This is a genomic window from Bradyrhizobium sp. USDA 4504 (assembly GCF_054063995.1).
The window spans coordinates 4,964,089-4,986,059 of sequence record NZ_JBSSGV010000001.1; the positions used below are offsets into that span (position 1 = coordinate 4,964,089).

Genomic DNA, 21,971 nt, shown 5'->3' on the forward strand with positions numbered 1-21,971 from the left:
GCTGGCAAACGCCGCCGGCTCGGATGGGACAAGGGTCCGAGCCGGCGGATGGGTGCGGTGCGGGGGATCAGGCACCGCACAGTTGATCCGTCAGCCGAGACCGGCCTGCTTGAGCTGGCGGTTGATGCTGTCGGCGAGCTTGTCGAGCCCTTCGTCGACGCTGACCTCCTTGGCCACCATCTTCTGCAGCGAAGCGGCCCATTCCGTCGTCAGGTCGAAGAACAGCGGCTGCGCCGTGAAGTAGATCTTGGCGCCGGGCGACGACATGTCGTGCTGCTCGAGATAGCCGGGATAGGATTTCGCGATGCGGTCGCGGAATTCGCTGTCCTTCCACACCGATGCACGCACCGGATTGACGAAGTCCATCTTGCGCGCGCCGAACAGATCGTGCTCGACGGATGCCGCCCACTGCATGAACAGCCAGGCCGCCTCCTTCTGCTTGGAGAAGCTCGACATCGCGAGCGACCAGATCCAGACGTTCGGGGTCGGCGCCTTGGCGGCCGGATTGGCCGCGAACGGCGCATAGCCAAGATGCCCCTTCTCCTTGTTGTCGCCGCCGTTCATGAAGTAGCCGAGGATGTCGGCGTCGAAGATCATGCCCGAGGCGCCGGCGCCGAGATCGGTGCCGACCTGGTACCAAGTGTAGGTCGACCAGTTTTTCGGGCCCGAGGTCTGGATCATCTTGACCCATTTGTCGTGGAAATCCTTCGAGGCCTTGGTGTTCATCGCGGCCTTCAGCTTGCCGCCCTCCATCACGAAATCCTTCTGGCCGAAGTTCGAATAGGCAGACAGGAAACCGGGATGGATGGTCGCCCAGGAGCGCGAGCCGCGCACGCCGACGCCGTAGGGACCGCCGGCGTCCTTGGTGATCTTGGCCGCGACCTCCAGCATCTCGTCGAGGTTCTTCGGCGGCTTGACGCCGACCTTGTCGAAGACGTTGCGGTTGTAGGTGATGTTGTTGAGCTCATAGCCCCAGGGGATGCACCACTGCTTGGCCTTGCCCGTGCCGAGCTCGGAGCCGGCGACGCCGTCCCACGCGGTCGAGGCGCGCAGGCCCGGAAGCACGTCGTCCCAGGCGAAGGCCGGATTGGTCTTGGCGGGGTCCTTGATGTAGGTGTTGAGGTCTTCGATCCAGCCCGCCGGACCATAGGTCCAGGTCATGTAGGCGCCGGTCATGAAGGCATCGTACTGGTCCGACTTCGACGACAGCGCCGCCGTCACCTTGTCGAAATAGACGTCCTCCGGGAAGATGTCGTAGGTGACGTTCATGCCGGTGAGCGTCTTGAACGCCTCGATGTCGCCGATCATCGCGTCGACATAGGGGTGCTTGTTGAGCAGCAGCTTGACGCTCTTGCCGCTCTGGGCCTTCCAGTTGAAGTCGGCGGCCATCGCCTTCGACATGGAGGAGGCGAAAGCGGCGTTGGCGGCGATCCCCGCGATGCCGAGCTTGGCGGCGCCGTCCAGGAGATCGCGGCGGCTGATGCGTTTGGCAGCGTAGGAGTCGAACAGATTCTTCTCGCGATCGAACATGTATTTCCTCTCCTTGTTGACGCTTTGTTTTATGTGTCCTTCCGGGTCTTGCTTCTTGTCTTGCCGGATGTGGTCTCCGGCTTGTCGGTGGCGAGCGCCTTTGCGGTCGCTTCGTCGATGATGAGGCCGTGCAGAACGCCGCTGCGCAGCACGCCGCGCAGCGCGGTCACCTTGGCCGGCCCGCCGGCGATGGCGACGATCCGGTGCTTCCTGAGGTCGGGCATGCTCATGGAGGTAGCGCGGGCCGACAGATCGGTGTCCAGCACCGTTCCGTCGGCGCTGAAGAAATGCCCGAGCAGGTCCGCGCAGGCGCCGACACGCTTCAGCTCGACGACCTCGTCGGGCTTGATCATGCCGCTCGACACCAGGAAGCCGTCACGGCTGACCTGGCCGATGCCGACGAACAGCAGCGAGGCCTTGCGCGCCAGCGCGAAAACGTCGGCGATGCCGAATTGCTGCATCAGCACGGCGCGGTCGGCGACCGAATTGGCGAACACCGGCACCGGCAGCAGATAGGCTTCCGCGCCGGTGCGCTCGGCGAGCTTGTGAATCACATCGAACGGATTGGCGGCAAATTTCCGCGTCAGTCCGCCGAGCAGCGACACGAATTGCGCGTCGCGCGCCGGCGTCTGCGGCATCTGCTCCACGACCGCCGCGAGCGTGCGGCCATGGCCGAAGCCGATCACCTTGTCCTGGCCGCGCTCCAGGATCTGGCGCAGGAAGCTCGCGCCTTCCAGCGCCAGCGCCTTCAGCGGCAGATCGCCCTCGCCGAGATCAGGCGCGACGCGGCAGAACGAGAGGCCGAAGCGCTGCGCGAGATCGTTCTCGAGCGCGACGCATTCGGCGACCGGCCCCTCGACGAACACGCGGATCATGCCCTCGCGGCTGGCGCGTGCGATCAGGCGATGCGCCTTGGTGCTCTGGATGTTGAGGCGGTCGGCGACCTCGGACTGGGTGAGCCCCGCCGCGAAATACAGCCACGCTGCGCGCGTCGCGAGCGACGCCTCGCCGTCGATCACCGGCAGCCTGTCGGGCGGGGGTGCCATATCAGGAAAAGTCCGCTTGCAAATTTCTTCACGTACTGCAAAAAATTGCAGAGGCCGAACGGGGCGTCAATCCCCCAAACGTGCTGCAGCGCAACCAACGTCGTCGCGCGCGCACCAGAGAGCGATGAGGTCGCATGGGAGGTCTGTATCTCGGCATCGACGTCGGAACCGGCGGCGTGCGCGCTTGTGCAATCGATGCGCAGGCCGCCATCCGCGGCTTTGCGTCCGTCGCGCTGGCTGCACCGCGCGTCGACGGCAACGCCATCGACCAGACACCAGAGCTGTGGTGGCAGGCCGCGACGGCGGCCATCCGCAAGCTCGGCGAGACCGTCGCTCTCGGCGACGTCACGCGCATCGTCGTCGACGGCACGTCGGGCACGCTGTTGCTGGTCGACGCCACCGGCCGCCCCTGCTCGCCGGGGCTGATGTACAATGATGCCCGCGCCACGCGTGAGGCGACGCGCGTCGCGGCGGTCGCCCCGCGCGAGAGCGGCGCGCATGGCGCGAGCAGCGCGCTCGCCAAGCTGCTCTATCTGCAGAATGACGGCTATGTCGGCGATGCGCGCCACGCCGTTCACCAGGCGGACTGGATCGCCGGCCGGCTCGCGAACCATCACGGCATCAGCGACGAGAACAACGCGCTGAAGCTCGGCTACGACCCGGTCGCGCGCGCCTGGCCATCCTGGCTCGAACAGCTCGGCGTGCGCGACGATCTGCTCCCCGAAGTGCTGGTGCCGGGCACGCCATTTTCCGAGATGGATCCGCAGATCGCGCGGTCGCTAGGACTGCCGCTCACGGCGCAGGTCTCCGCCGGCACCACCGATGGCGTTGCGGCCTTCATCGCGACGCGCGCCGACCAGCCGGGCGATGCCGTCACCTCGCTCGGCACGACGCTGGTGGTGAAGCAGCTTGCGACCCAGCCGATCTTCGCGGCCGACCAAGGCGTCTATTCGCACCGGCTCGGCGAGCGCTGGCTTGCCGGCGGTGCCTCGAACTCCGGCGGCGCGGCGTTGCTGGTGCATTTCACCGCCGCCGAGATGGAGCGGCTGACACCGCAGCTGACGCCGGACCAGCCGACCGGGCTCGACTACTATCCGCTGCCAAAGCCCGGCGAACGCTTTCCGATCGCCGATCCAGCGTTGGCCGCGCGGGTCACGCCGCGTCCTGCGGAAGATTGCCGCTTCTTCCAGGGTCTGCTCGAGGGCATCGCGTCGGTGGAAGCCCTCGCCTACCGCCAGTTGGCGCGGCTCGGTGCGCCGCGCCTGCGCCGCGTCATCGCCATCGGCGGCGGCGCGAAGAACGACGCCTGGACCAGCATCCGGCACCGCGTTCTCGGCGTTCCCGTCTCGGTCGCCGAGCAGACCGAAGCAAGCTACGGCGCCGCGCTGCTCGCGCTGAACGGAGGCCCGTCATGAAGGCCGACGCGACCGCGATCGCCGGCCTTCACGCCATCGCCGACCGCTTCGATCATGTGCTGCTCGACCAGTGGGGCACGCTGCATGAGGGGCTGGCGGTGTTCCCCGCGGCGCTGGAGTGCGTGGCGCGGCTGCGCGAAGCCGGCAAACGGATCCTGATCCTGTCCAATTCCGGCAAGCGCGCCGGCAGCAACCAGCGGCGGCTCGCGACGCTCGGCCTGCCGCCCGATGCCTATGACGGCGTGTTGTCCTCGGGCGAGGTCACCTGGCGCGGCCTGCATGCGCGCGAGCAGGCTCCCTTTGCCGAGCTCGGACGGGCCTGCTTCCTGATCTCGCGCGACGGTGACCGCTCGATCGTCGACGGCACCGACCTTGTGGTGGTCTCGAACATGCGCGAGGCCGATTTCATCCTGCTCGGCGGTCTCGACGATGATGCGGCCGAGCCCGAGCGATGGCGTGAGCCGCTGGCAACCGCTGCCGCACGCCAACTGCCGATGCTGTGCGCCAATCCCGATCTCGTGATGTTCGGCGTCGCGGGCCTGATCCCCGCGCCGGGCGCGCTCGCCGCATTCTACCATTCGCTCGGCGGCACCGTGCTGTTCGTCGGCAAGCCGCATCCGCCGATGTTTGCCGCCGCGCGCGATCAATTGGGACGGCCGCCGCCGGACCGGATCCTCGTCATCGGCGACTCCCTCGATCACGATATCGCCGGTGGACGCACCGCCGGCATGCTGACCCTGCTGATCGGCTCCGGCGCCCACCGCGCGACGCTTGCGCAGGCGAGCGATCTGCCGCGAGCGATCCAGACCGTGGCCGGCACAGCGGCGCGGATGCCGCACTGGACGATGGACTATCTGACCTGGTGAGAGCAGCCCCGATGCGACCGCCTCAAATGCTGGATGAACTGCGCCGCATGTCGGCACGCGTCGGCAGGAATATCCTGCTGGTGCAAGGCGCCGGCGGCAATTCGTCGGTCAAGGATGGCGACGTGCTGTGGGTGAAGGCGTCGGGTACCTGGCTCGCCGATGCCGAGGACAAGGAGATTTTCGTGCCGGTCGCCTTGTCGGCCGCGCGCGCGGCGCTGCTGCATGGCGACGAACGCGTGCCGCTGGCGCCGAGCGCCGGGACGACGCTGCGCGCCTCAATCGAGACTTCGCTGCATGCGCTGATGCCGCAGCGGATCGTGCTGCACGTCCATTCCGTCAACACCATCGCATGGGCGGTGCGCACCGACGCCCGCGACGAATTTGCCCGGCGCCTGGACGGACTGGCCTGGCGTTACCTCGACTATCGCCACCCGGGGCTGCCGCTCGCACGCGCCGTCAGCGACGCGATCGCCGATGATACGGTGGACGTCCTGATCCTCGGCAATCACGGCCTGGTGGTCGGTGCAGCCAGCTGCGACGCGGCGGAGGCATTGGTCGCCGACGTCGAGCAACGTCTCACCCTCGAGCAGCGCAGCGCGCCGGCGGCAGATCATGACGCGATCCGCACGATCTGCGCCGGCACCAATTATCGCCTGCCGCGGGATCCTCGCGGCCACGACATTGCCACCGACCGCTACAGCCGCGCGATCGCGACCAGCGGCTCGTTGTATCCTGATCACGTCGTCTTCCTCGGCCCGGGCCTGCCGGTCCTGGAGCATCGCGAGAAGCTGAGCGCCATGATCGCGCAGACCACCGCGAACGGACTGCCGCCGCCGGTTGCGCTTCTCGTCCCCGACCTCGGCAGCCTTATTCGCGAGGATGCGAGCGACGGCGCGGAAGCCATGCTGAGCTGTCTCGCATTGGTCACCTGCCGCCTGCCCCTGACCGCACGGGTCAATTATCTGACCGCAGAGAACGAGCATGCGCTGCTGAATTGGGACGCCGAGCGCTATCGCCAGCAACTGACGGCCGATCGCTGATCGACAGAGACGTTCGTCGCTTCATCCCTTCTCGGCGGAAAGAAACAGGCGATAGGCCGGATTTTCGCTCTCGTTCCAGTAGGGATAGCCGAGCGCATCCAGCGCCTGAACGAACCGAGCGCGCTCGTGAGGCTTGACCTCGATCCCCGCCAGGATGCGCCCATAGTCGGCGCCGTGATTGCGATAGTGGAACAGCGAAATATTCCAGTCGGGCGCCAGGCTCTCGAGGAATTTCAGCAGCGCGCCCGGACGCTCCGGAAACTCGAAGCGGTAGATGACCTCGTCCTTGAGCAGCGGAGCGCGACCGCCCACCATGTAGCGCACATGGTCCTTGGCCATCTCGTTCTCGCTCAAATCGAGGATCGGATAGCCTTCGCGCCGAAGCAGCTCCATGACCTCCCGCTTCTCGGCCTCGCCGCGGCTCAGCGCGATGCCGACAAACAGTTGCGCCGGCGCGGTGGTCTCGGCAAAGCGGTAGTTGAATTCCGTGATCGCGCGCGAGCCGAGGATGCGGATGAAGTGCCGATAGCTGCCCGGCTTCTCCGGCACGGTCACGGCAAGCAGCGCCTCGCGATGTTCGCCGACCTCGGCGCGGTCGGCAATGGTGCGCAGCCGGTCGAAATTCAGATTGGCCCCGCTGTTGACGGCAATCAGGCTTCCGTCGCTGAGTGCGCCGCGCTCGGCGTAGGCCTTGAGGCCGGCGAGCGCCAATGCGCCGGACGGTTCGGCAACCGATCGCACGTCGTCGAAGATATCCTTGATGGCGGCGCACATGGCATCGGTGTCCACCGTGACGACCTCGTCGAGCAGGTCGCGGCAGAGCCGGAAGGTCTCGGTTCCCACCTTGCGGACGGCGACGCCGTCGGCGAATAGTCCGACCTGATCCAGCGCGACGACGTTGCCCTTGGCGAGCGCGGCCGCCATCGACGCAGCGTCCGCCGGCTCGACGCCGACGACCTTGATCGAGGGGTTGAGGAATTTCACGAAGGCGGCCACGCCGGCCGCCAGTCCGCCTCCGCCGATCGGCACGAAGATCGCCTCGATCGGATCGGGATGCTGGCGCAGGATCTCCATCCCGACCGTTCCCTGGCCGGCGATCACATCGGGATCGTCGAACGGATGCACAAAGGTCAAGCCACGCGCAGCCTCGATCTCCCTGGCCTTGGTTTGCGCGTCGTCGAACGTATCGCCATGCAGGACAACGTCACCGCCCAAGCGCCGGACGGCCTCGACCTTGATAGCGGGCGTCGTCCTCGGCATCACGATCGTCGCCGGAATGCCGAGCTTGCGCGCCGACAGCGCCACGCCCTGCGCATGATTGCCGGCCGACGCGCAGATCACGCCCTGTCTTCGCTGCGCGTCCGGCAACCTGACGATCTTGTTGTAGGCGCCGCGAAGCTTGAACGAGAAGATCGGCTGGAAGTCTTCCCGCTTCAGCAACACGTTACGCGACAATCGCTCCGAAAGCCGCGGCATGGGATCGAGCGGCGTCTCGACCGCCACGTCGTAGACACGGGCGGTCAGGATGCTTTGGGCGTAGTCACGAAGTGCGTCGGCGGCAGCGGTCATCGGGTCGCTTCTGTCGATGGGGAGGCAATCGATATCGGTTGCACCTTACCATCGTCGGCGCCGACCCGGCGAGCGGACGGCACGGAGCCGCCGCTGCATCCAGTTCGAAGCATCGCATGAGGGGAGGCTGGCGTGAAGCAAAGACCGCCGCTGCCAAAATATCGAAAACAACCCCATGCACAGTAGCCGGCGGCGGCCAGACTCGACCGAGCCACTTGACACGTCGGGCAACTCAGGGGTACATTTCTAGTATTCCGAATATTGCCAAACGCCTCCAGCGCTGCGGCTGAATCCGTGGCTTAGCCAAAATACCGCCCTGCACTGACCGCTTCAGGCCATGGGACGGGCCGAATTCCACCCCCTGCCATGGTCACCGGGCGCTTCCCAGCCCGATTCGGAGACGATCAGCGTGTCCTCGAGCTTGATGTAGCCGCGCGTTGGATGCAGCAGTGCGGTCTCGATCGAGATCACCATTCCGCGTTCGAGCGGCCGGTCGGCGTCGTACGGCGCGTAAGGAACCGGGCCGTTCGCGGTCAGGCGCGGCGCTTCGTGACTGACGAGCCCAATGCCGTGTGCGGTGAAGTCGAGCACGGCGCGATGCGGCGAGGCTTTGACGGCCGCCTCGCCCGCCGCGATGATGTCGCCACCCATGGCGCCCGGCCGGATCGCGCGCCGGGCCAACTGCTGGACGTCCTCGATTTCCTGTAGCAACTCGCGCAGCTCGCTGTCAGGTTCACCCAGGATGCCCATGCGGCTGAGGTCACCGATGTAGCCCCGGTAGTTTCCGCCGGAATCGATCGAGATCACGTCGCCTTGCACGAGACGCTGGCTGGAAGGCGCGCGGTTATGGCTCTTGCCCGCGGCAATCAGGCAATATTCGAAGACCAGATCGCGCTCCTGCTCCTCGCGGCGCAGATGGGCGACGACGTCGTGCTTGGTCATGCCCGGTGCGCAGCCACTGAACGTGGCCATCATCGCGTCGACGACCCGTTCGGAAGCCTCTCTGATGAGGTCCAGTTCGGCGGGAGACTTTACGGCACGCAGACGTTCCAGCGTGAAATGGACCTCGCGGAACTCGACGTCGCCAAGGCCGGCATGCAGATGATCCCTGGCATCGGCCGGCAGGAAGCCTGCCTCGATGCCGATGCGCCTGGCGGAGCCAGCGAGCTTCCTCACATGATCGATGACGAGGCCGATCGCATCGATCGTTCCCCACGCCTCCGCCTTGACAATCGGCGTCCATATCCGTCCGAGCGCGTGCTCGAACTTTTCCATGCGGTTGCCGATGTAGGCGGAATTTTCCGGGTGTCCTTTCTGATAGACGAACACCGGCAGATAGCGGCTGGTGCCGATTGCCTCCATGACGTCGAAGAAGAAGAAGCGATATCCACCGAGCAGATACTGCACATTGTGACGCGAGGTGACGATCAGGACGTCGAGCCCCGCTTCATCCATCAGCCGATCGAGCTTTGCAGTATCGAACGGCGCCGCCGTTGCGATCGTGTCGAAAGCGTTGTCCATGGTATGACCTTTCGTCTTTCACTGTCCCGCGGCCGGTTTTGCGGCCAGCGATTTCGGTGCGGCGCTCGCGCTCGCGTTTTCGCCAAACAGAACCACCGGGCGCCCGTGCGGCTCGACGCCGAGGAACGTAAAGGCAAGGCCGATCAGGAGGCCCGCGCCGGCAAGAAAGCAGAACGCCGGCGTCACCGCCGCGGCGGTCGCACTTGGATGCACGAGATTATCCGCGCCGGCGATCAAGGCGAGACACAGGGGACCTACGATCTTGCCGATCCCATTCGAGAGCTGGGCAAGGCCGACTGCGCGTCCCGAGAGCTGAACCGGGAAGATTTCCGCCGGATAGGGTCCGATGTTCGAAAATCCGCCATCGAAGAACACGGCGCCGACGATCAGGAAGACCAGGAACAACGGTACCGAGCCGGCAAAGTCGTTGTGAAAATAGGCGGCGAGCGCCAGCGACGCCGCGGTGCCGTAGCCCATCAACTGACCACAGGGCTTGCGGCCGATCCGATGGGCGAGGAAGGCGAAGCCGGTTCGGCCGAGCACGCCGGCGAGGCTGACATAGATGAACATCTTTGCCGCATCCTGGGGCGCGACGCCGAGCAGAAGCGCCACGATCGTCGGCCCCCACAGGAACACACCGTAATTCGCCGTGCTGGCGCCGAACCAGATCAGGACCGTCAGCCAGAAGCGCCGCTGCTCGGCAAAGAGATCGGCAAATGTCGCCGGGCTCGCCGGCGGCAGCGCAGGCAGCACGAAGGACTCGCCACCGACCCGGTAGAGTTTCCGGATGCTCGCCTGCGCCTCGCGCACGCGGCCCTTGCTGATGAGCCAGCGCGGCGATTCCGGCATGATGATCATGGTCAGAATTCCGAGGAGGATCGGCAGGAAGCCGACCGCCGCCAATCCGCGCCAGCCGACCAGCGGCAGCAGGAAGCTCGCCGTCACCGATGCCGACAGCACGCCAAAGGCGACCGGGACGACCACGAGACTCGTGACCAGCGTGCGATGGCGGGTCGGTGCGAATTCGACGATGGCAGGAACCGCCGCCGCCGCGCCGGCGGCAAGGCCGAAGCCGACGAAGAAGCGCAGGATCGCAAACGCAACCCAGCCGTCTTCCGGAATGAACGCGATCGCACCCGAGGTCAGGCCGCAGAGCAGAACGCCGGATATCGCCAGCGGCTTGCGCCCGAAACGATCCGCGAGGACGCCCGCGACGAACGCCCCCAGCATCGCCCCCATGCCGGCGCTCATCAGCATGATCGAGGTCTGCCCGAACGTCAGGTGCCATTTCGGCGCCAGCACCGAGACCAGAAATCCGACCACAAAGAAATCGAAGAAATCGACCACGCCGGTGACGGCGAAGATGATGATCGATAGCCAATAGCGCGTCGTTACCGGCGCTTCGTCGAACGGCACTGCGCTCGTTTGCTCCGCCATGGTCTCCCCCTGTTGTTGTCAAGCCGCCTTCTTGTTTGAATTCAGAAATGCCGTCACCGCCTCCGCCACCCGCTCGGGGGCCTGGATCGACGCGACATGGCCGACGCCTGCGATGGTCCTCGTCTCGACGCGCGCAAGATCGCGGGCGAGCGCAAATGTTTCGACATTCGGGATCAGCCGGTCATCACCGCCCGCCAGCAAGAGCGTCGGGCGATCGAAGCCGGTCAGATCGGCGGCGACAGGCTGCGCAAGCAAGGCGGCGCGGCGCGCCTTCTGTCCCTCGTCGCGGCTCGAGCCGCGGAAGATCTCGATCAGCTCGGGCCTCGTGCGCAGGTATGCCGGCGGAAAGAAGAATTCGGAAATCTTCGACGCATTGGCGATGGTATCCGCGCGCCAGGAAGCGAGCTTGCGGAACACATCCGCATTGACGTCGAGTGGACTTCTGTTGACCTTCCAGGTGCTGCTCAGGATCAGGCGGTCGATGCGATCGGGATGACGGGCCGCCAGCACCTGCGCGATCTGCCCACCCAGCGAGGTTCCGAAGACATGGGCACGATCGTAACCGAGCCCTCCGACCAAGGCCGCGGCGTCGTCGGCCAAATCGGCCAGCGAATAGGACGACGGAGGGTTTCGGGTGGCACCGGAGTCGCGCTGGTCATAGGCGATCACCGTGAAGTTCGCCGCAAGGACAGGCGCAAGGCCGTCGAACATTGCATGATCGGCCTCGCCGCCATGCAGCAGCACGATCGGCTCGCCGCGCCCGGTTTTCTCAAACGCCGTGACGATGCCGTTGGACTCGAACGATTGCATCGGGGTCCCCGCTAATGCAGCAGCGTTGAAAGCGCGCCGGCCAATTCCTTCGCCGGATCCGACGGCAGCCACGGCATTCGCCAGGCCACGTGGCCATCGGGGCGCACCAGCACGGCGCCGCGCATGCCCAGTTGGAATCCGTCCGCCGGATCGGCCGACGGCAACTGTTTCAGCGACAGCGGCAAGGCGGTCTTCTCCGACACCTGCTTCCCCGCCTCCAGCCACTCGCCGCCGAGCGGCCCCGTGACGACGGTGAACTGCTTGTCGAACCAGTCGAGCGTCGATTTCTTGCGCGAAGGTTCGAGCCACATATGCGGAAATCGCGCGCCGGGACGATCCGTCGGCGTGTAGTAGCGGGAGTTCAAGGCCTTCGCGACGGTGCCATCGGGGATCACCGCGCCCTCCTCGTAATTGTGGCCGAGGTTCTGCCCGATGCTGTGCAGGTGATTGTCCATGTCGTTGATCCAGAACCTGATCCGGTCCGGATCGCGCGATCGCACGGCGTCGTCGGTCAGCCCGAATCTCAGCCGATTGCCGTAGCTGAAATTGGCATTGGATTGCGCGATCGGACGTCGCTCGCTGGAATAGCTGTCGAGCAGCTTTTCGTTCGCAAAGCCCTTCAGCACGAAGGCCAGTTTCCACGCGAGGTTATGCGCGTCCTGAACGCCGGAGTTCAGGCCGAAACCGCCGGTCGGCGGAAAGCGGTGTGCGCAGTCGCCGACCAGAAACACCCGGCCCTTTCGAAAGGTCTCGGCCACCTGCATGCTGACCCGCCAGATCGAGCAGTTCAAAAGCGTGACATCGAGATCGGGAATGCCGACATGGCCGCGCGCGATCTCGATGAACTCCTGGTCGGTCCAAGGCCGCTCGCGATCGTCCTTGGTCAGGCCGATTTGCGTCACGGTCAGCCAGCGATCCCGGCCATTGGTGTTCAGGATGCCGGCGCGCGGCAGGTCGGGCTTGTCCGGGACGATGATGAAGCCGGCGGCCTCGCGCGCGATCGGCAGCCGCGACAGATCGGCACGCCAATACTCGTTCGACATCACCGCAAGCGTCGAGGGCCCGACCATCTCGATCCCGGCGCTGCGCCGCGTCTGGCTGCCCGCGCCATCGGCGGCGATCAGGTAAGTCGCCATCCATCGCGTCACCTCGCCGGTCTTTTCGCAACGTGTCGTGACGTTGACGCCGCTGTTGGTCTCCTCGAACGATTCACAGGACGTGTTGAACAGCACCGTGGCGTGTTTGGACTTTTCGACCACCCGCAGGATTTCCTCCTCGACGGCGTCCTGGGCGACCAGGCTCTTCCAGGCGGGCGTATGGCCGACATTCGGTTCGGGCCGGGTGCGGCCGAACTCGTGTCCCGCGATGCTGTCGAGGAACACGAACATGTCGGAATTGTCCTGCAGGCCGCGGTCGCGGATCGCCTGCTCGATTCCCCATTGCCGGAAGATCTCCATGGTGCGGACCCAGCAGCCGCGCGACTTGGGATGATCCGTCGTCGTCGGGCTCTTCTCGACCACCACGCAGTCGATGCCGAAGCGATCGAGCAGCAGCGACATCGCAAGGCCGACCGGCCCGCCGCCGGCAATGAATACAGACGTCTGGCGTGCCTCATCGGTGGCGATGCCCATCCTCGTCTCTCCTCCGTTTGATCGTTGCGAGAAGACTGCTCCATTTTTTTGGTATCTCACAAGAATATGTTTGATATGGTATCCATCTCGATTTGAGATGGAGTGCCAGTCATGGACCTGCGGCAGATCCGCTATTTCGTCGCCGTCGCCGAGCGTGGCGGCTTTGCCGCCGCAGCGAGCACGCTGAACGTCGCCCAGTCGGCACTCAGCCGCCACGTCAAGGAACTCGAGGACGAATTGGGCGGCGCCTTGCTCGAACGCGGCGCGCGCGGTGTCTCGGTCACGGAATCCGGCAAGGTGCTGCTCGCGCGGGGGCGCTGGCTGCTCGGCACAATCGACGACATCAAGGCCGAGGTGCGCACGGAAAACCGCGAGCCCAGCGGTACGGTGCGGATCGGCGCGCCGCCGAGCCTCGGCGATATCCTCTACCCGCCGCTGGCCCAGGCCTTCGTGACGCAGTTTCCACGCGTGCGACTCGAACTGAGCGAGGGCCTGACCGAAAACGCGTCCGAACGCCTGCTGCGCGGTGAGCTCGATCTGGCGATCGTGACGACGCCGTCGCCCAACGACCATCTCGACTATGAAACGCTGGTCGTCGAGCAGGTGTTCCTGATCGGACCGTCTCGCGATCCGCTGCTGAAGCGCGGCCGGCTGACCCGCAAGGAATTCGACGCCTTGCCGTCCGCGGTGGCCCCGCTCAGCCGCAACCCATTCCCGTCGACCATGCTCTGCGCGGTGCGGGTCGATAACAGCACACCGATGAAACGCATGGTGGCATCTGGCCTCGGCTACGCGCTGCTGCCCTTCTCCGGCATTCACCAGGAGGTGGTTGCCGGCGTGCTGTCGGCGGCGCTGTTGCCGTGGATGCGCGCCGAACGCGTGCTGGCGCTGCCGCGCGGACGACCCGTGAGCCGGGCCACGCGTGAAGCGATTGCGGCGCTGAAGAAAATCTGCCGCGCCCTGATCGACGCGGGAATTATCCTGACCGCGCCGGCGCGCAAGAGCTAAACCCGCCGCTCCACGCAAGCGGTCTGCTCATTCATCGCTGCCCGACGCACGGGCCGTATCCGTTGCGTCCGGCTGCAGCTTCCGATCGACCAATCCGTCTTGACCATGGTTGTCATGACAACTATAGAGTCATTCCAAGATTGGCGATCAAGCCGGCTGTTCCCGCCGTGAAAAGACGCGAGCCGTGAGCGGCTCTGCGGGCGACTTTTCGCGGCCGGCGGTTAGTCGAAGGGAGGACGTTATGAACGCTGCTTCGCAGACCCATGCGGCAAGGCTGAGCGAGATTTCCCGGCTCATCGACGACCGCCCCGGCGAACGCATCTTTGAAGTCGATCGCCGGATCTTCACCGATCCGGACGTGTTCGACGCCGAGCTGCGATATATCTTCGAAGCCACGTGGAATTTCATCGGCCTGGAATCCCAGGTCGCTCGTCCCAACGATTTCGTCACCACCCATATCGGCCGGCATCCCATTCTGGTGATGCGGAGCACTGAGGGCAAAGTCGGCGCCTTCCTCAACACCTGCCGGCATCGCGGAACGATCGTCTGCCCGTTCAAGCAGGGCCGGCAGAAATTCCATGTCTGCCGCTATCACGGCTGGGCCTACGACTCGGGCGGACGCAACATCTCCGTGACGGAGGAAGCGAGCGGGCAGTATCCGCCGTCCTTCTCGAACAGCAATCACGACCTTCTTCCGGTCGCGCGGCTGGGCTCGTATCGCGGATTCCTGTTCGCGAGCCTCTCCGCCGACGTTCCGCCGCTGGAGGAATTTCTCGGCGACACCCGCGCGTTCCTCGACCTCATCATCGATCAGAGCGACAGCGGTGAGGTCGAATTCGTGCCGGGCGCCAGCACCTACACGTTCGATGGAAACTGGAAGCTGCAGTTCGAGAACGGTCTCGACTACTATCACTTCGCGACCACACACAGCTCCTACGTCGATATCCTGAAGAAGCGCAATGCAAGCGCCGGACCGGATGCCGGATTCACCGCGGAGCCGGAAGGCGAGCAGGAAGGGCAAGGCAGCTTCAGCTTCGATTACGGTCACGCCGTCAACTGGTCGATCAAGCGCACGCAGCTCTATGGCCGGCCGCTCGGCATGGATCCGGCGCGTCTCGACGCGGTGCGGCAGCGCGTCGGCAGCACCCGCGCCAAATGGATGCTGCGCCAGCGCAACCTCACGATTTTTCCGAACCTGCAGGTCATCGACATCCTGTCGGCGCAGGTGCGAACCTGGCGGCCGCTGGCACCCGACAAGACCGAGATGGTGTCGCATTGCCTTGCTCCGGTCGGCGAAAGTGCCGCGGCGCGCACGCTTCGCATTCGCAACTACGAAGACTTCTTCAATGCCTCCGGGCTGGCAAGCTCGGACGACAACGTCATGTACGAATTCTGCCAGACCGGCTATGACGCGACGACCGCCGCGCCCACGCAAGGTTATCTGCGCGGCATCGCGGAGGTCGGCCACGGCGAGAGCGCGCACACGCGCGAGCTCGGCATCACCCCTTCCGAATGGTCGTTCGGCCCCACCAGCTTCGGCGGCGAGACGAATTTCCATCCCGGGTATCGCGAGTGGCGCAGGCTGCTGCAGCACGCTGCCGGGGAGACGGCGTGATGGCGGCCGACGCAATCAAGCAAACCGATGCCCGCGCGGTCGCAGCCGCGGTCATCTTTCGCGAGGCCCGCCTGCTCGACACCGGCGAATGGGCCGACTGGGTCGCGATGTACAGCGAGGATGCCGTCTATTGGGTGCCGGCCTGGCTCGACGAGTACACCACCACCAATGATCCCGACACGCAGGTCTCGTTGCTCTACCACGATGCGCGGCGCGGACTGGAAGAGCGGATCGCGCGCATCGAGTCGCGCAAATCGATCACCGCGCTGCCGCTGCCGCGCACCGTGCACCAGATCTCGAACCTGGAAGCGTGGGAAACCGGCGCCGATCAGATCACCTGCCATTCGGTGTTCTCGGTCCACGTCTACGACCCGCGCATGGCCAAGGAACATCTGCGGCACGGGCGCTACGAGCACACGCTGCGGCGTGACGGCGAGACCTGGAAGATCGCGCGCAAGGTCATCACGCTGGTCAACGACCGCGTCCCGACCGTGCTCGATTTCTACAGCATTTGAGAGGGCACATGACGGACGATCAGGGAACCAACCTGGCACGAAGCGGCCGCACTCAGCGCGCTGAACGAAGGCGAGCCGTACGGCATCGAAATCGGCCGCCACCACATCGCGCTCTATCGCGTCGGCAATGAGTACTACGCCACGAGCAACATCTGCACGCATGCGGAGGCGCTGCTGTCCGACGGCATTCTGGACGGCTGCGAGATCGAATGCCCGCTGCATATGGGCCGCTTCGACATCAGGACCGGCGAGGCGCTGACCAGCCCGGTCGAGATCGACATCCGGACCTATCCGGTCCGCGTGGCGGGCGACAGGCTCGAAGTCTGCCTGCCCGCATAAGACGACCATCAAAAATCAAGAATCGGGGGAAACAGGGATGACCGAAGTCGTGATGGACAAGGCGGCGATGACGACCGCCGATCCGCAGATCGAACGCACCACAATCCGCAAGGTCGCGCTGCGCCTGATGTGGTTCGTCATGGCGATGTATTTCCTCGCCATTCTCGACCGCGGAAACATCTCCTTTGCCGCGCTGCAGATGAACAAGGAGCTCGGGCTCAATGCCGAGAAGTTCGGCATCGCGGTCGGCATCATGTACTTCACCTATTCCATCTTCGAGATCCCGAGCAATCTCATCCTCAGCAAATACGGCGCGCGCGTCACGCTGACGCGGATCGCGATCCTGTGGGGCATCGCCCGATGCTGATGGCATTCACGCAGGGCCCGCTCAGCCTCTATGCATTCCGCGGCTTCCTCGGATTTGCCGAGTCCGGCCTGTTTCCCGGGGTGATGCTGCTGCTGAGCCTCTGGTTTCCATTCAGCTACCGCGCCCGCTACAACGCGATGTTCAACTATGCGGTGCCGATCTCCTATATCTTCGCCTCGCTGATCTCCGGCGCGATCCTCGAGCTGAACGGGGTGTTCGGCATCTCGGGTTGGAAATGGCTGTTCATCCTCGAAGGCCTGCCGCCCGTCATTCTCGGGATCGTCGGCATCTTCTATCTGACCGACCGCCCGCAGCAGGCGAGCTGGCTGTCGACGGCGCAGCGCAACTGGCTGACCAGCGCGCTGGAGCGCGACGCCAAGGCGACCGGGGTGGTGCATGCCGAAGGCGTGCTCAGGACCATCACCAAGCCGATGGTGCTGCTGTTCGGCCTGTGCAATTTCGGCCTGTTCTGCGGCCTGGCTTCGCTGTTTCCCTGGCTGCCGCAAATCATCAAGTCGTTCGGGCTGCCGAATTCACAGGTCGGTTTCGTGACCGCGATCCCGCCCGTCGCCGGCCTGATCGGCATGATCGCGTTGTCGCGGCACTCCGACCATGTCGGTGAGCGCTTCTATTATGCGGCCATGACCTTCGTGATCGCAGCGGCCGGCTTCGCGATGGCGGCCTTTTCAACATCGCCGGTCTGGATCATCATCGGATTCATGGTTGCCAATGTCGGTGTCTATGGTACGCAGGCCGTGTTCTGGACTATTCCCCAGTCCTACATGTCGCGGCAGAGCGCGCCGGGCGCGATCGGCCTGGTCAGCACCATCGGCAGCATCGGAGGCGCCACCATCCCGATCGTGATCGGACGCGCCAAGGACGCCTCGGGCAGTTTCACCACCGGATTCCTCGTGGTAACAGGCGTTCTCCTGGTCGCGGCGGCGTTGGTCCTGATCGCGCGCACTCAACTCGTGAAAGAATGAAGAGCCGGACTGGCGCAAACCGCAACAGAGCCCCTGACCCGCGCCGCGCCGCGCAAGGGAACACGGGCTCGGAGCTGGTGATCGATTTCGAACGTTACGTGCCCACGGTGCTGTCCAGCCTGGTCGCGAAGTTGCGCGCCAATGCCAATGCCTTCTTCCCGCAAGCCTACGGCGTATCGCTCGCGGAATGGCGGGTGCTGTCCTTTCTCAGGGAGCATGAACCGGCAAGCGCCTACGACATCTGGACCAATGCGCAACTGGACAAGGCCGTCGTCAGCCGCGAGACGGCCTCGCTGAAGAAAAAGGGCCTGATCGAGCTGACGCCGGTGCGAGGCAGCGCCCGGAACCGGACCGAGATCCGGCTGACATCGCAGGGCGTGGCGCTGCTCGACCGCAGTCTGGATGAAATCCTGCGCCGGCACAGCAACCTCACGGCCGGTCTCGACGCCAAGGCGCTGGAGAGCTTCTTCCGGGTCGTGGCGCATATCGAGCACCGCATCCCCCACATGGCCGACCAGACCTCGAACGCCGTGCCGGCCCATGCGCCGGTCAAACGCATTGCGAAACGGAGGCCGCCGACCGGCGCCTAGCGACACTTGTCCGGTGAGGAACCCCGCGTAATTTATGTTTCAGTAAGCAAGTTGTAGCTAGGATCGATCAGTGAGTTGCGTATGGGAGACTTCCAGTGATCGACTTTGACGAACTTCGTAGTATCGCCGCGGATGTTCGTATCTTTATCGACGCGTCGGAAGACAAGGGTGGCGCCTTGAAGGCCATCATCGAGGCCTACGACGTCGTTCTGGGGATTTTCCCGGCCGGCCAGGGAATGGATCTTCACGTGGTCAAGGGCAACGAGGTCCTCAATCACATCGCGCAGACCCAGGCATCGTCGGGCTTTACCCACACCGCCATCGCATTCCAGACCCGTGAGCAGGCTGTTGCGCTTCAGCAACTGATGGCCGCCTAGCCACCGGCGTTACGCGCCCCTGTTGCGGGGGCGGCCGAAACGATCGCATCGGCGATCGCGCAATCTCGATCGACGACCGAAGCGGCCCTGGAAGATCGAGGGTCGGATCTAATTCCTCTCCCTGCATCTCAGGGCACCGGTAGATCAAACAACGGTTGCTGAACCGCGTTGCGCAGCCGTTCGGCATGGTACTGCGCGACACAATCCCAGGGGTACTCGACCAGGAAATCGGCAATGCGCAGCGCCGCCCGCGGCGGGCTCCGCGTACCGGATCGAACTGTAGACGGCTTCCCAGCGCGCGCAGAACGTCAGCTCCGAATCGCCGCGTTCGCCGCACAGCTCGTAGACCGTGATCGCGTCGGCAAAGCCCTTCGGCCGGATCTGGTCGACGCTGCGGAACGCGAATCTGTGTTCGGCACGCGCCTTCACGGCTGCACTCACCAGGACCTGCGTGCCGTAGTTCTTGTTGAGGCCTTCGAGACGCGAGGCCAGATTGATGGTGGCGCCGAGCGCGGTGTAGCTCATGCGGGCGGCGGAGCCGACATTGCCGACCACGGCATCGCCGAGATGCAGGCCGAACCGCGTGCCATAGGCCGGCCAGCCTTCGCTGCGGAAAGCCCGGTTGAGCTCGGCATTGCGGTGAACGCAGTCCAGCACGGCCTCGCAGGCATGAACGACGTGATCGGGATCCTCGTCCGGCGCGTTCCACAGTGCCATGACGGCGTCGCCGATGAACTTGTCGATGGTGCCATGGTGTTTCATGATCGCCTCCGACATCGCGGCGAAATAACGCGAGGTGAAGATCATGACTTGCGAGGGGTCCGCCTTCTCGGTCTTCGCGGTGAAGTCGGCGACGTCAGTGAAGAGAACCGTGACCTCGCGCCTGATACCGCCGAGCTGCAGCGAGGCTCCGGACTGCATCAGCTGACGGACGATCGGCTGAGGAATGAAGCTTGAGAAGTTGCGTACGACGGTGCGCATCGTAAACACCGAGCGGCCCAGTTCATCGATCTCGTCGATGGCCGATTGCATCCGCGGCCGGTCGGCGAGCTGAAAGCGCTGGATCTCGTCGGTCTGCCGCGCCAGCTCACGCAGCGACCGGGCGAGCAGCGAGCCGAGCCAGAACGCGAAAGGGAGCATCGCGATCACAAAGCCGAGCGCGATGGCGAACAGCGCGCGCCGCTCCGAGATGATCTTGGCGAAAAACTCGTCGAGCGGGGCGACCACCGCGAGGTGGATGTTGGCCGCACCGGCCGTCTCGATGCGGTGAAAGGCCGCGACAAGGGTCCGTCCGTCGGCGTCGGTGAAGAACTGCTGGGCGAGCCCGTCGCTGCGCCAGGACTGGATCGCCGCGGACAGGCCGGGAAGCTTGAGGACGTCGATCCGGGGCAGTGCGTCGCTGCGTTCCGTCATCAGCTCGCGCATCTCGGGATGGCCGACGATGCGGTCGGCGTCGTTGAACAGGAAGGCCAGCCCGGATTTTCCGAGCTTTTGCCGGCTCAGCATCTCCTCGAGGCGATTGAGCAGCAGGTCGGCGGCCACCACCCCGCGGCGGCCCTCCCTGAGCGGCGTGCGCAGCGTGTAGCCGGGCTCCCCGGTCGCGTAGAACACATAAGGCCCGGTGAGCAGCGTCTTGCGATCCTTTAAGGCATCGACATACCAGGGACGCCGCCGCGGGTCGTAGCTATGCGGCCCCGCCACCTCGGCGACCTTGGTCAGGTTTTCGGACAGGAACAGCGTCACCGGCGCCGCGGCGGCCGCGCCGGAGCGGGCAATGACGACGACGCGGTAGACGGCGTCGGCGGCGACATTCAGCGCCGTGCGGAATTGCGGCTTGGCGCGATCGATGACGTCCATCTCAAGAAAGGAGCCGTCTTCGTACCCGACATAGAGGTTGAAGATCTGCGGATTGTTGCGCAGCATCGAGGCCAGCAGGGCGTAGAGCCTGACATTGTCGGCGACGTCGGCCTCCTGGATGGCCGGAATTCCTGCCAGGATCTCGAGGTTGTCGCGCACATTCTTGAACTGCGCGTCGATGCGATCGGCGCCGATTTGCCCCACCTTGTCGATGAAGGTGCTCGCGGCCATCTGCGTGATCGACGAGACCCGCCTGAAACTGAGATAGACCAGCGTCAGTCCGACCACCAGCACCGCGGCGATGACCACCGTGATGATCGAGGTGCGGAAGCCGATACGAACCGGCCCCCGGCCGGTCTCGCGCGCATCACTCATCGAGCTCGTCGTTCGCCTCCGCTAATATTTGCGCACGATCGGCTTCGTCGGTGTAGTAGCCGGCGCGGCCGGCGAGAGCTGGAACGTCACCCACGCCGTCCACCCTTCCGGCCGGTTCTCTGCGGCGAAATCCTTGTAGCCACGAAGGTTCAGATAGCCCTGATAGCCGTCGGCCACCGGAAAGATGAATCCGACCTGCGGGCCGATGCCCGCGACGCGTCCCTTGAAATCACCGAGCTTCGCGCCGGCACCGCTGTCGCCGGTGAGTTGCTGGAAATAGTAGCCGGCGACACCGACATGCACATTCTTGGCGACGAACTTCGAAAGTCCCCAGTCGACGTGGAAGTCGATGCCGTTCTGGTACTGCAGATCCTTGTTCATTCCATTGTAGGTGACGCCCGCCAGCACCGAGAACTCCTGGCCGGATTCAGGATTGAGATAGGTATAGGCGCCGCCGACATCGATCGCAGTGAATCCGAAGCTGAGATTGGCGAGGCGACTGCTGTCATAGGTCCCGCTCGGGATGTTGCCGAAGATGTAGACCATCTCGTTGTTGACACCCTGATTCCATTTCAGCGTGCCCTGGTAGAAGACATCGGAGACCGTGTTGCGGTTGTCGGTTGCGACGCCCGAGACCGTATTGCCCCGCGGCCCCGTCAGTGTCGCGTCGACACCGACGCCGACATTTCCCGGCGCGGCAAGGAAGGTTACGGCGGCCTGGCCCCCGAGCACGGACTGAGCCCAGGTGTAGGTAAATCCTTCCACGAGAACGTCTGCATGCGCGTTGAGACCAGCGACGACCGATCCGGGCACCCGGTTGCCGATCACGAAATTCTTGCCCGCGTTGGCGCTTTGGTCGAGGTGAATGTAGATCGTCTCATACGCCCAGCCGGGCATGGCCGGTGCGGCGGTCAGGCTTGCGAACGCGCCGGGCAGCCAGAAGCTGACCCCGCCGGAATCGGCCAACGCCGCGCGCGGCGCTGCCGACAGTGCGAGTGCGCCAGCTATGCCCAGTGCGGCGCACCTGTGATTCTTGACCATCCTCATCCTGATCTCCCCACTTCGTTCAGGCCATCGTAG

At 64.9% G+C, this 21,971-nt stretch carries 20 protein-coding genes; 11 read left to right on the forward strand and 9 right to left on the reverse strand.

What is annotated here, in order from left to right; translation table 11 throughout:
* Positions 1–90: 90 nt before the first annotated feature.
* Together ACVMB1_RS23360 and ACVMB1_RS23365 are read right to left on the reverse strand one after the other, a co-directional pair.
* Positions 91–1,530, reverse strand: a complete 1,440-nt coding sequence (locus tag ACVMB1_RS23360; protein WP_057021038.1) for an extracellular solute-binding protein — start codon at positions 1,528–1,530, stop codon at positions 91–93.
* A gap of 29 nt (positions 1,531–1,559) precedes the next feature.
* Positions 1,560–2,576: a sugar-binding transcriptional regulator gene (locus ACVMB1_RS23365; protein ID WP_076823802.1), complete on the reverse strand. Its 1,017-nt coding sequence runs from the start codon at positions 2,574–2,576 to the stop codon at positions 1,560–1,562.
* 134 nt (positions 2,577–2,710) lie between these two features.
* Here ACVMB1_RS23365 and ACVMB1_RS23370 point away from each other — a divergent pair, with 134 nt between their 5' ends.
* From ACVMB1_RS23370 to ACVMB1_RS23380, 3 genes are read left to right on the forward strand one after another with little or no spacing between them, the layout of a single operon-like run.
* Positions 2,711–3,991, forward strand: a complete 1,281-nt coding sequence (locus ACVMB1_RS23370; RefSeq protein WP_057021039.1) for an FGGY-family carbohydrate kinase — start codon at positions 2,711–2,713, stop codon at positions 3,989–3,991.
* Positions 3,988–4,857 carry a TIGR01459 family HAD-type hydrolase gene (locus ACVMB1_RS23375; RefSeq protein ID WP_076823799.1) on the forward strand — a complete coding sequence of 290 codons (870 nt, stop codon included), beginning with the start codon at positions 3,988–3,990 and terminating at the stop codon, positions 4,855–4,857. Before ACVMB1_RS23370 ends, ACVMB1_RS23375 begins: the two co-directional genes overlap by 4 nt.
* Positions 4,858–4,868: 11 nt before the next feature.
* The gene (locus ACVMB1_RS23380; protein WP_076823795.1) at positions 4,869–5,897 is read left to right on the forward strand and encodes a class II aldolase/adducin family protein; all 1,029 of its coding nucleotides are present in this window, start codon (positions 4,869–4,871) and stop codon (positions 5,895–5,897) included.
* A gap of 21 nt (positions 5,898–5,918) precedes the next feature.
* Here the strand turns inward: ACVMB1_RS23380 and ilvA are convergent, their stop codons facing one another.
* The 5 genes from ilvA to ACVMB1_RS23405 form a co-directional block, all read right to left on the reverse strand.
* Complete coding sequence (ilvA, locus tag ACVMB1_RS23385; RefSeq protein WP_057021042.1) at positions 5,919–7,466, reverse strand: threonine ammonia-lyase, biosynthetic; 1,548 nt, start codon at positions 7,464–7,466, stop codon at positions 5,919–5,921.
* Positions 7,467–7,796: 330 nt separating this feature from the next.
* Positions 7,797–8,987, reverse strand: a complete 1,191-nt coding sequence (locus ACVMB1_RS23390; protein ID WP_076823791.1) for a M24 family metallopeptidase — start codon at positions 8,985–8,987, stop codon at positions 7,797–7,799.
* Between the two features lie 18 nt (positions 8,988–9,005).
* On the reverse strand, positions 9,006–10,424 hold the full coding sequence (locus ACVMB1_RS23395; RefSeq protein WP_076823789.1) for an MFS transporter: 1,419 nt from the start codon (positions 10,422–10,424) through the stop codon (positions 9,006–9,008).
* 18 nt (positions 10,425–10,442) lie between these two features.
* Positions 10,443–11,234, reverse strand: coding sequence for an alpha/beta fold hydrolase (locus ACVMB1_RS23400; RefSeq protein ID WP_076823786.1), 792 nt, complete (start codon positions 11,232–11,234; stop codon positions 10,443–10,445).
* Between the two features lie 11 nt (positions 11,235–11,245).
* The gene (locus ACVMB1_RS23405) at positions 11,246–12,865 is read right to left on the reverse strand and encodes an FAD-dependent monooxygenase (RefSeq protein ID WP_076823783.1); all 1,620 of its coding nucleotides are present in this window, start codon (positions 12,863–12,865) and stop codon (positions 11,246–11,248) included.
* A 111-nt stretch (positions 12,866–12,976) separates the two neighbouring features.
* On the opposite strand from ACVMB1_RS23405, the gene ACVMB1_RS23410 reads away from it, so the two are divergent.
* The 8 genes from ACVMB1_RS23410 (at position 12,977) to ACVMB1_RS23445 (ending at position 18,659) form a co-directional block, all read left to right on the forward strand.
* Positions 12,977–13,873: a LysR family transcriptional regulator gene (locus ACVMB1_RS23410; protein ID WP_076823781.1), complete on the forward strand. Its 897-nt coding sequence runs from the start codon at positions 12,977–12,979 to the stop codon at positions 13,871–13,873.
* 241 nt (positions 13,874–14,114) lie between these two features.
* A complete protein-coding gene (locus tag ACVMB1_RS23415; protein WP_076823778.1) occupies positions 14,115–15,488 on the forward strand; it encodes an aromatic ring-hydroxylating oxygenase subunit alpha in 1,374 nt (457 codons plus the stop codon).
* The gene (locus tag ACVMB1_RS23420; protein WP_076823774.1) at positions 15,488–16,003 is read left to right on the forward strand and encodes an aromatic-ring-hydroxylating dioxygenase subunit beta; all 516 of its coding nucleotides are present in this window, start codon (positions 15,488–15,490) and stop codon (positions 16,001–16,003) included. Before ACVMB1_RS23415 ends, ACVMB1_RS23420 begins: the two co-directional genes overlap by 1 nt.
* A gap of 18 nt (positions 16,004–16,021) precedes the next feature.
* Complete coding sequence (locus ACVMB1_RS23425; RefSeq protein ID WP_456849926.1) at positions 16,022–16,342, forward strand: non-heme iron oxygenase ferredoxin subunit; 321 nt, start codon at positions 16,022–16,024, stop codon at positions 16,340–16,342.
* A 37-nt stretch (positions 16,343–16,379) separates the two neighbouring features.
* Entirely contained in the window at positions 16,380–16,709 is a 330-nt protein-coding gene (locus ACVMB1_RS23430; RefSeq protein WP_083714857.1) for an MFS transporter, read from the forward strand.
* Entirely contained in the window at positions 16,703–17,692 is a 990-nt protein-coding gene (locus ACVMB1_RS23435; protein WP_083714856.1) for an MFS transporter, read from the forward strand. The genes ACVMB1_RS23430 and ACVMB1_RS23435 overlap by 7 nt, the downstream gene beginning before the upstream one ends.
* 77 nt (positions 17,693–17,769) lie before the next feature.
* Complete coding sequence (locus ACVMB1_RS23440; protein WP_076823768.1) at positions 17,770–18,282, forward strand: MarR family winged helix-turn-helix transcriptional regulator; 513 nt, start codon at positions 17,770–17,772, stop codon at positions 18,280–18,282.
* Between the two features lie 95 nt (positions 18,283–18,377).
* A complete protein-coding gene (locus tag ACVMB1_RS23445; RefSeq protein ID WP_057021052.1) occupies positions 18,378–18,659 on the forward strand; it encodes a hypothetical protein in 282 nt (93 codons plus the stop codon).
* A 144-nt stretch (positions 18,660–18,803) separates the two neighbouring features.
* Here the strand turns inward: ACVMB1_RS23445 and ACVMB1_RS23450 are convergent, their stop codons facing one another.
* On the reverse strand, positions 18,804–20,891 hold the full coding sequence (locus tag ACVMB1_RS23450) for an adenylate/guanylate cyclase domain-containing protein (protein ID WP_456849266.1): 2,088 nt from the start codon (positions 20,889–20,891) through the stop codon (positions 18,804–18,806).
* 21 nt (positions 20,892–20,912) lie between these two features.
* Complete coding sequence (locus tag ACVMB1_RS23455) at positions 20,913–21,938, reverse strand: SphA family protein (protein ID WP_141339636.1); 1,026 nt, start codon at positions 21,936–21,938, stop codon at positions 20,913–20,915.
* Positions 21,939–21,971 lie beyond the last annotated feature (33 nt).

What these genes read in the sequence shown, in the direction of transcription:
- ACVMB1_RS23360 (WP_057021038.1), bottom strand. Translation starts at nt 1,530, where the DNA reads ATGTTCGATCGCGAGAAGAATCTGTTCGACTCCTACGCTGCCAAACGC.
- ACVMB1_RS23365 (WP_076823802.1), bottom strand. Translation starts at nt 2,576, where the DNA reads ATGGCACCCCCGCCCGACAGGCTGCCGGTGATCGACGGCGAGGCGTCG.
- ACVMB1_RS23370 (WP_057021039.1), top strand. Translation starts at nt 2,711, where the DNA reads ATGGGAGGTCTGTATCTCGGCATCGACGTCGGAACCGGCGGCGTGCGC.
- ACVMB1_RS23375 (WP_076823799.1), top strand. Translation starts at nt 3,988, where the DNA reads ATGAAGGCCGACGCGACCGCGATCGCCGGCCTTCACGCCATCGCCGAC.
- ACVMB1_RS23380 (WP_076823795.1), top strand. Translation starts at nt 4,869, where the DNA reads ATGCGACCGCCTCAAATGCTGGATGAACTGCGCCGCATGTCGGCACGC.
- ilvA (WP_057021042.1), bottom strand. Translation starts at nt 7,466, where the DNA reads ATGACCGCTGCCGCCGACGCACTTCGTGACTACGCCCAAAGCATCCTG.
- ACVMB1_RS23390 (WP_076823791.1), bottom strand. Translation starts at nt 8,987, where the DNA reads ATGGACAACGCTTTCGACACGATCGCAACGGCGGCGCCGTTCGATACT.
- ACVMB1_RS23395 (WP_076823789.1), bottom strand. Translation starts at nt 10,424, where the DNA reads ATGGCGGAGCAAACGAGCGCAGTGCCGTTCGACGAAGCGCCGGTAACG.
- ACVMB1_RS23400 (WP_076823786.1), bottom strand. Translation starts at nt 11,234, where the DNA reads ATGCAATCGTTCGAGTCCAACGGCATCGTCACGGCGTTTGAGAAAACC.
- ACVMB1_RS23405 (WP_076823783.1), bottom strand. Translation starts at nt 12,865, where the DNA reads ATGGGCATCGCCACCGATGAGGCACGCCAGACGTCTGTATTCATTGCC.
- ACVMB1_RS23410 (WP_076823781.1), top strand. Translation starts at nt 12,977, where the DNA reads ATGGACCTGCGGCAGATCCGCTATTTCGTCGCCGTCGCCGAGCGTGGC.
- ACVMB1_RS23415 (WP_076823778.1), top strand. Translation starts at nt 14,115, where the DNA reads ATGAACGCTGCTTCGCAGACCCATGCGGCAAGGCTGAGCGAGATTTCC.
- ACVMB1_RS23420 (WP_076823774.1), top strand. Translation starts at nt 15,488, where the DNA reads ATGGCGGCCGACGCAATCAAGCAAACCGATGCCCGCGCGGTCGCAGCC.
- ACVMB1_RS23430 (WP_083714857.1), top strand. Translation starts at nt 16,380, where the DNA reads ATGACCGAAGTCGTGATGGACAAGGCGGCGATGACGACCGCCGATCCG.
- ACVMB1_RS23435 (WP_083714856.1), top strand. Translation starts at nt 16,703, where the DNA reads ATGCTGATGGCATTCACGCAGGGCCCGCTCAGCCTCTATGCATTCCGC.
- ACVMB1_RS23450 (WP_456849266.1), bottom strand. Translation starts at nt 20,891, where the DNA reads ATGAGTGATGCGCGCGAGACCGGCCGGGGGCCGGTTCGTATCGGCTTC.
- ACVMB1_RS23455 (WP_141339636.1), bottom strand. Translation starts at nt 21,938, where the DNA reads ATGAGGATGGTCAAGAATCACAGGTGCGCCGCACTGGGCATAGCTGGC.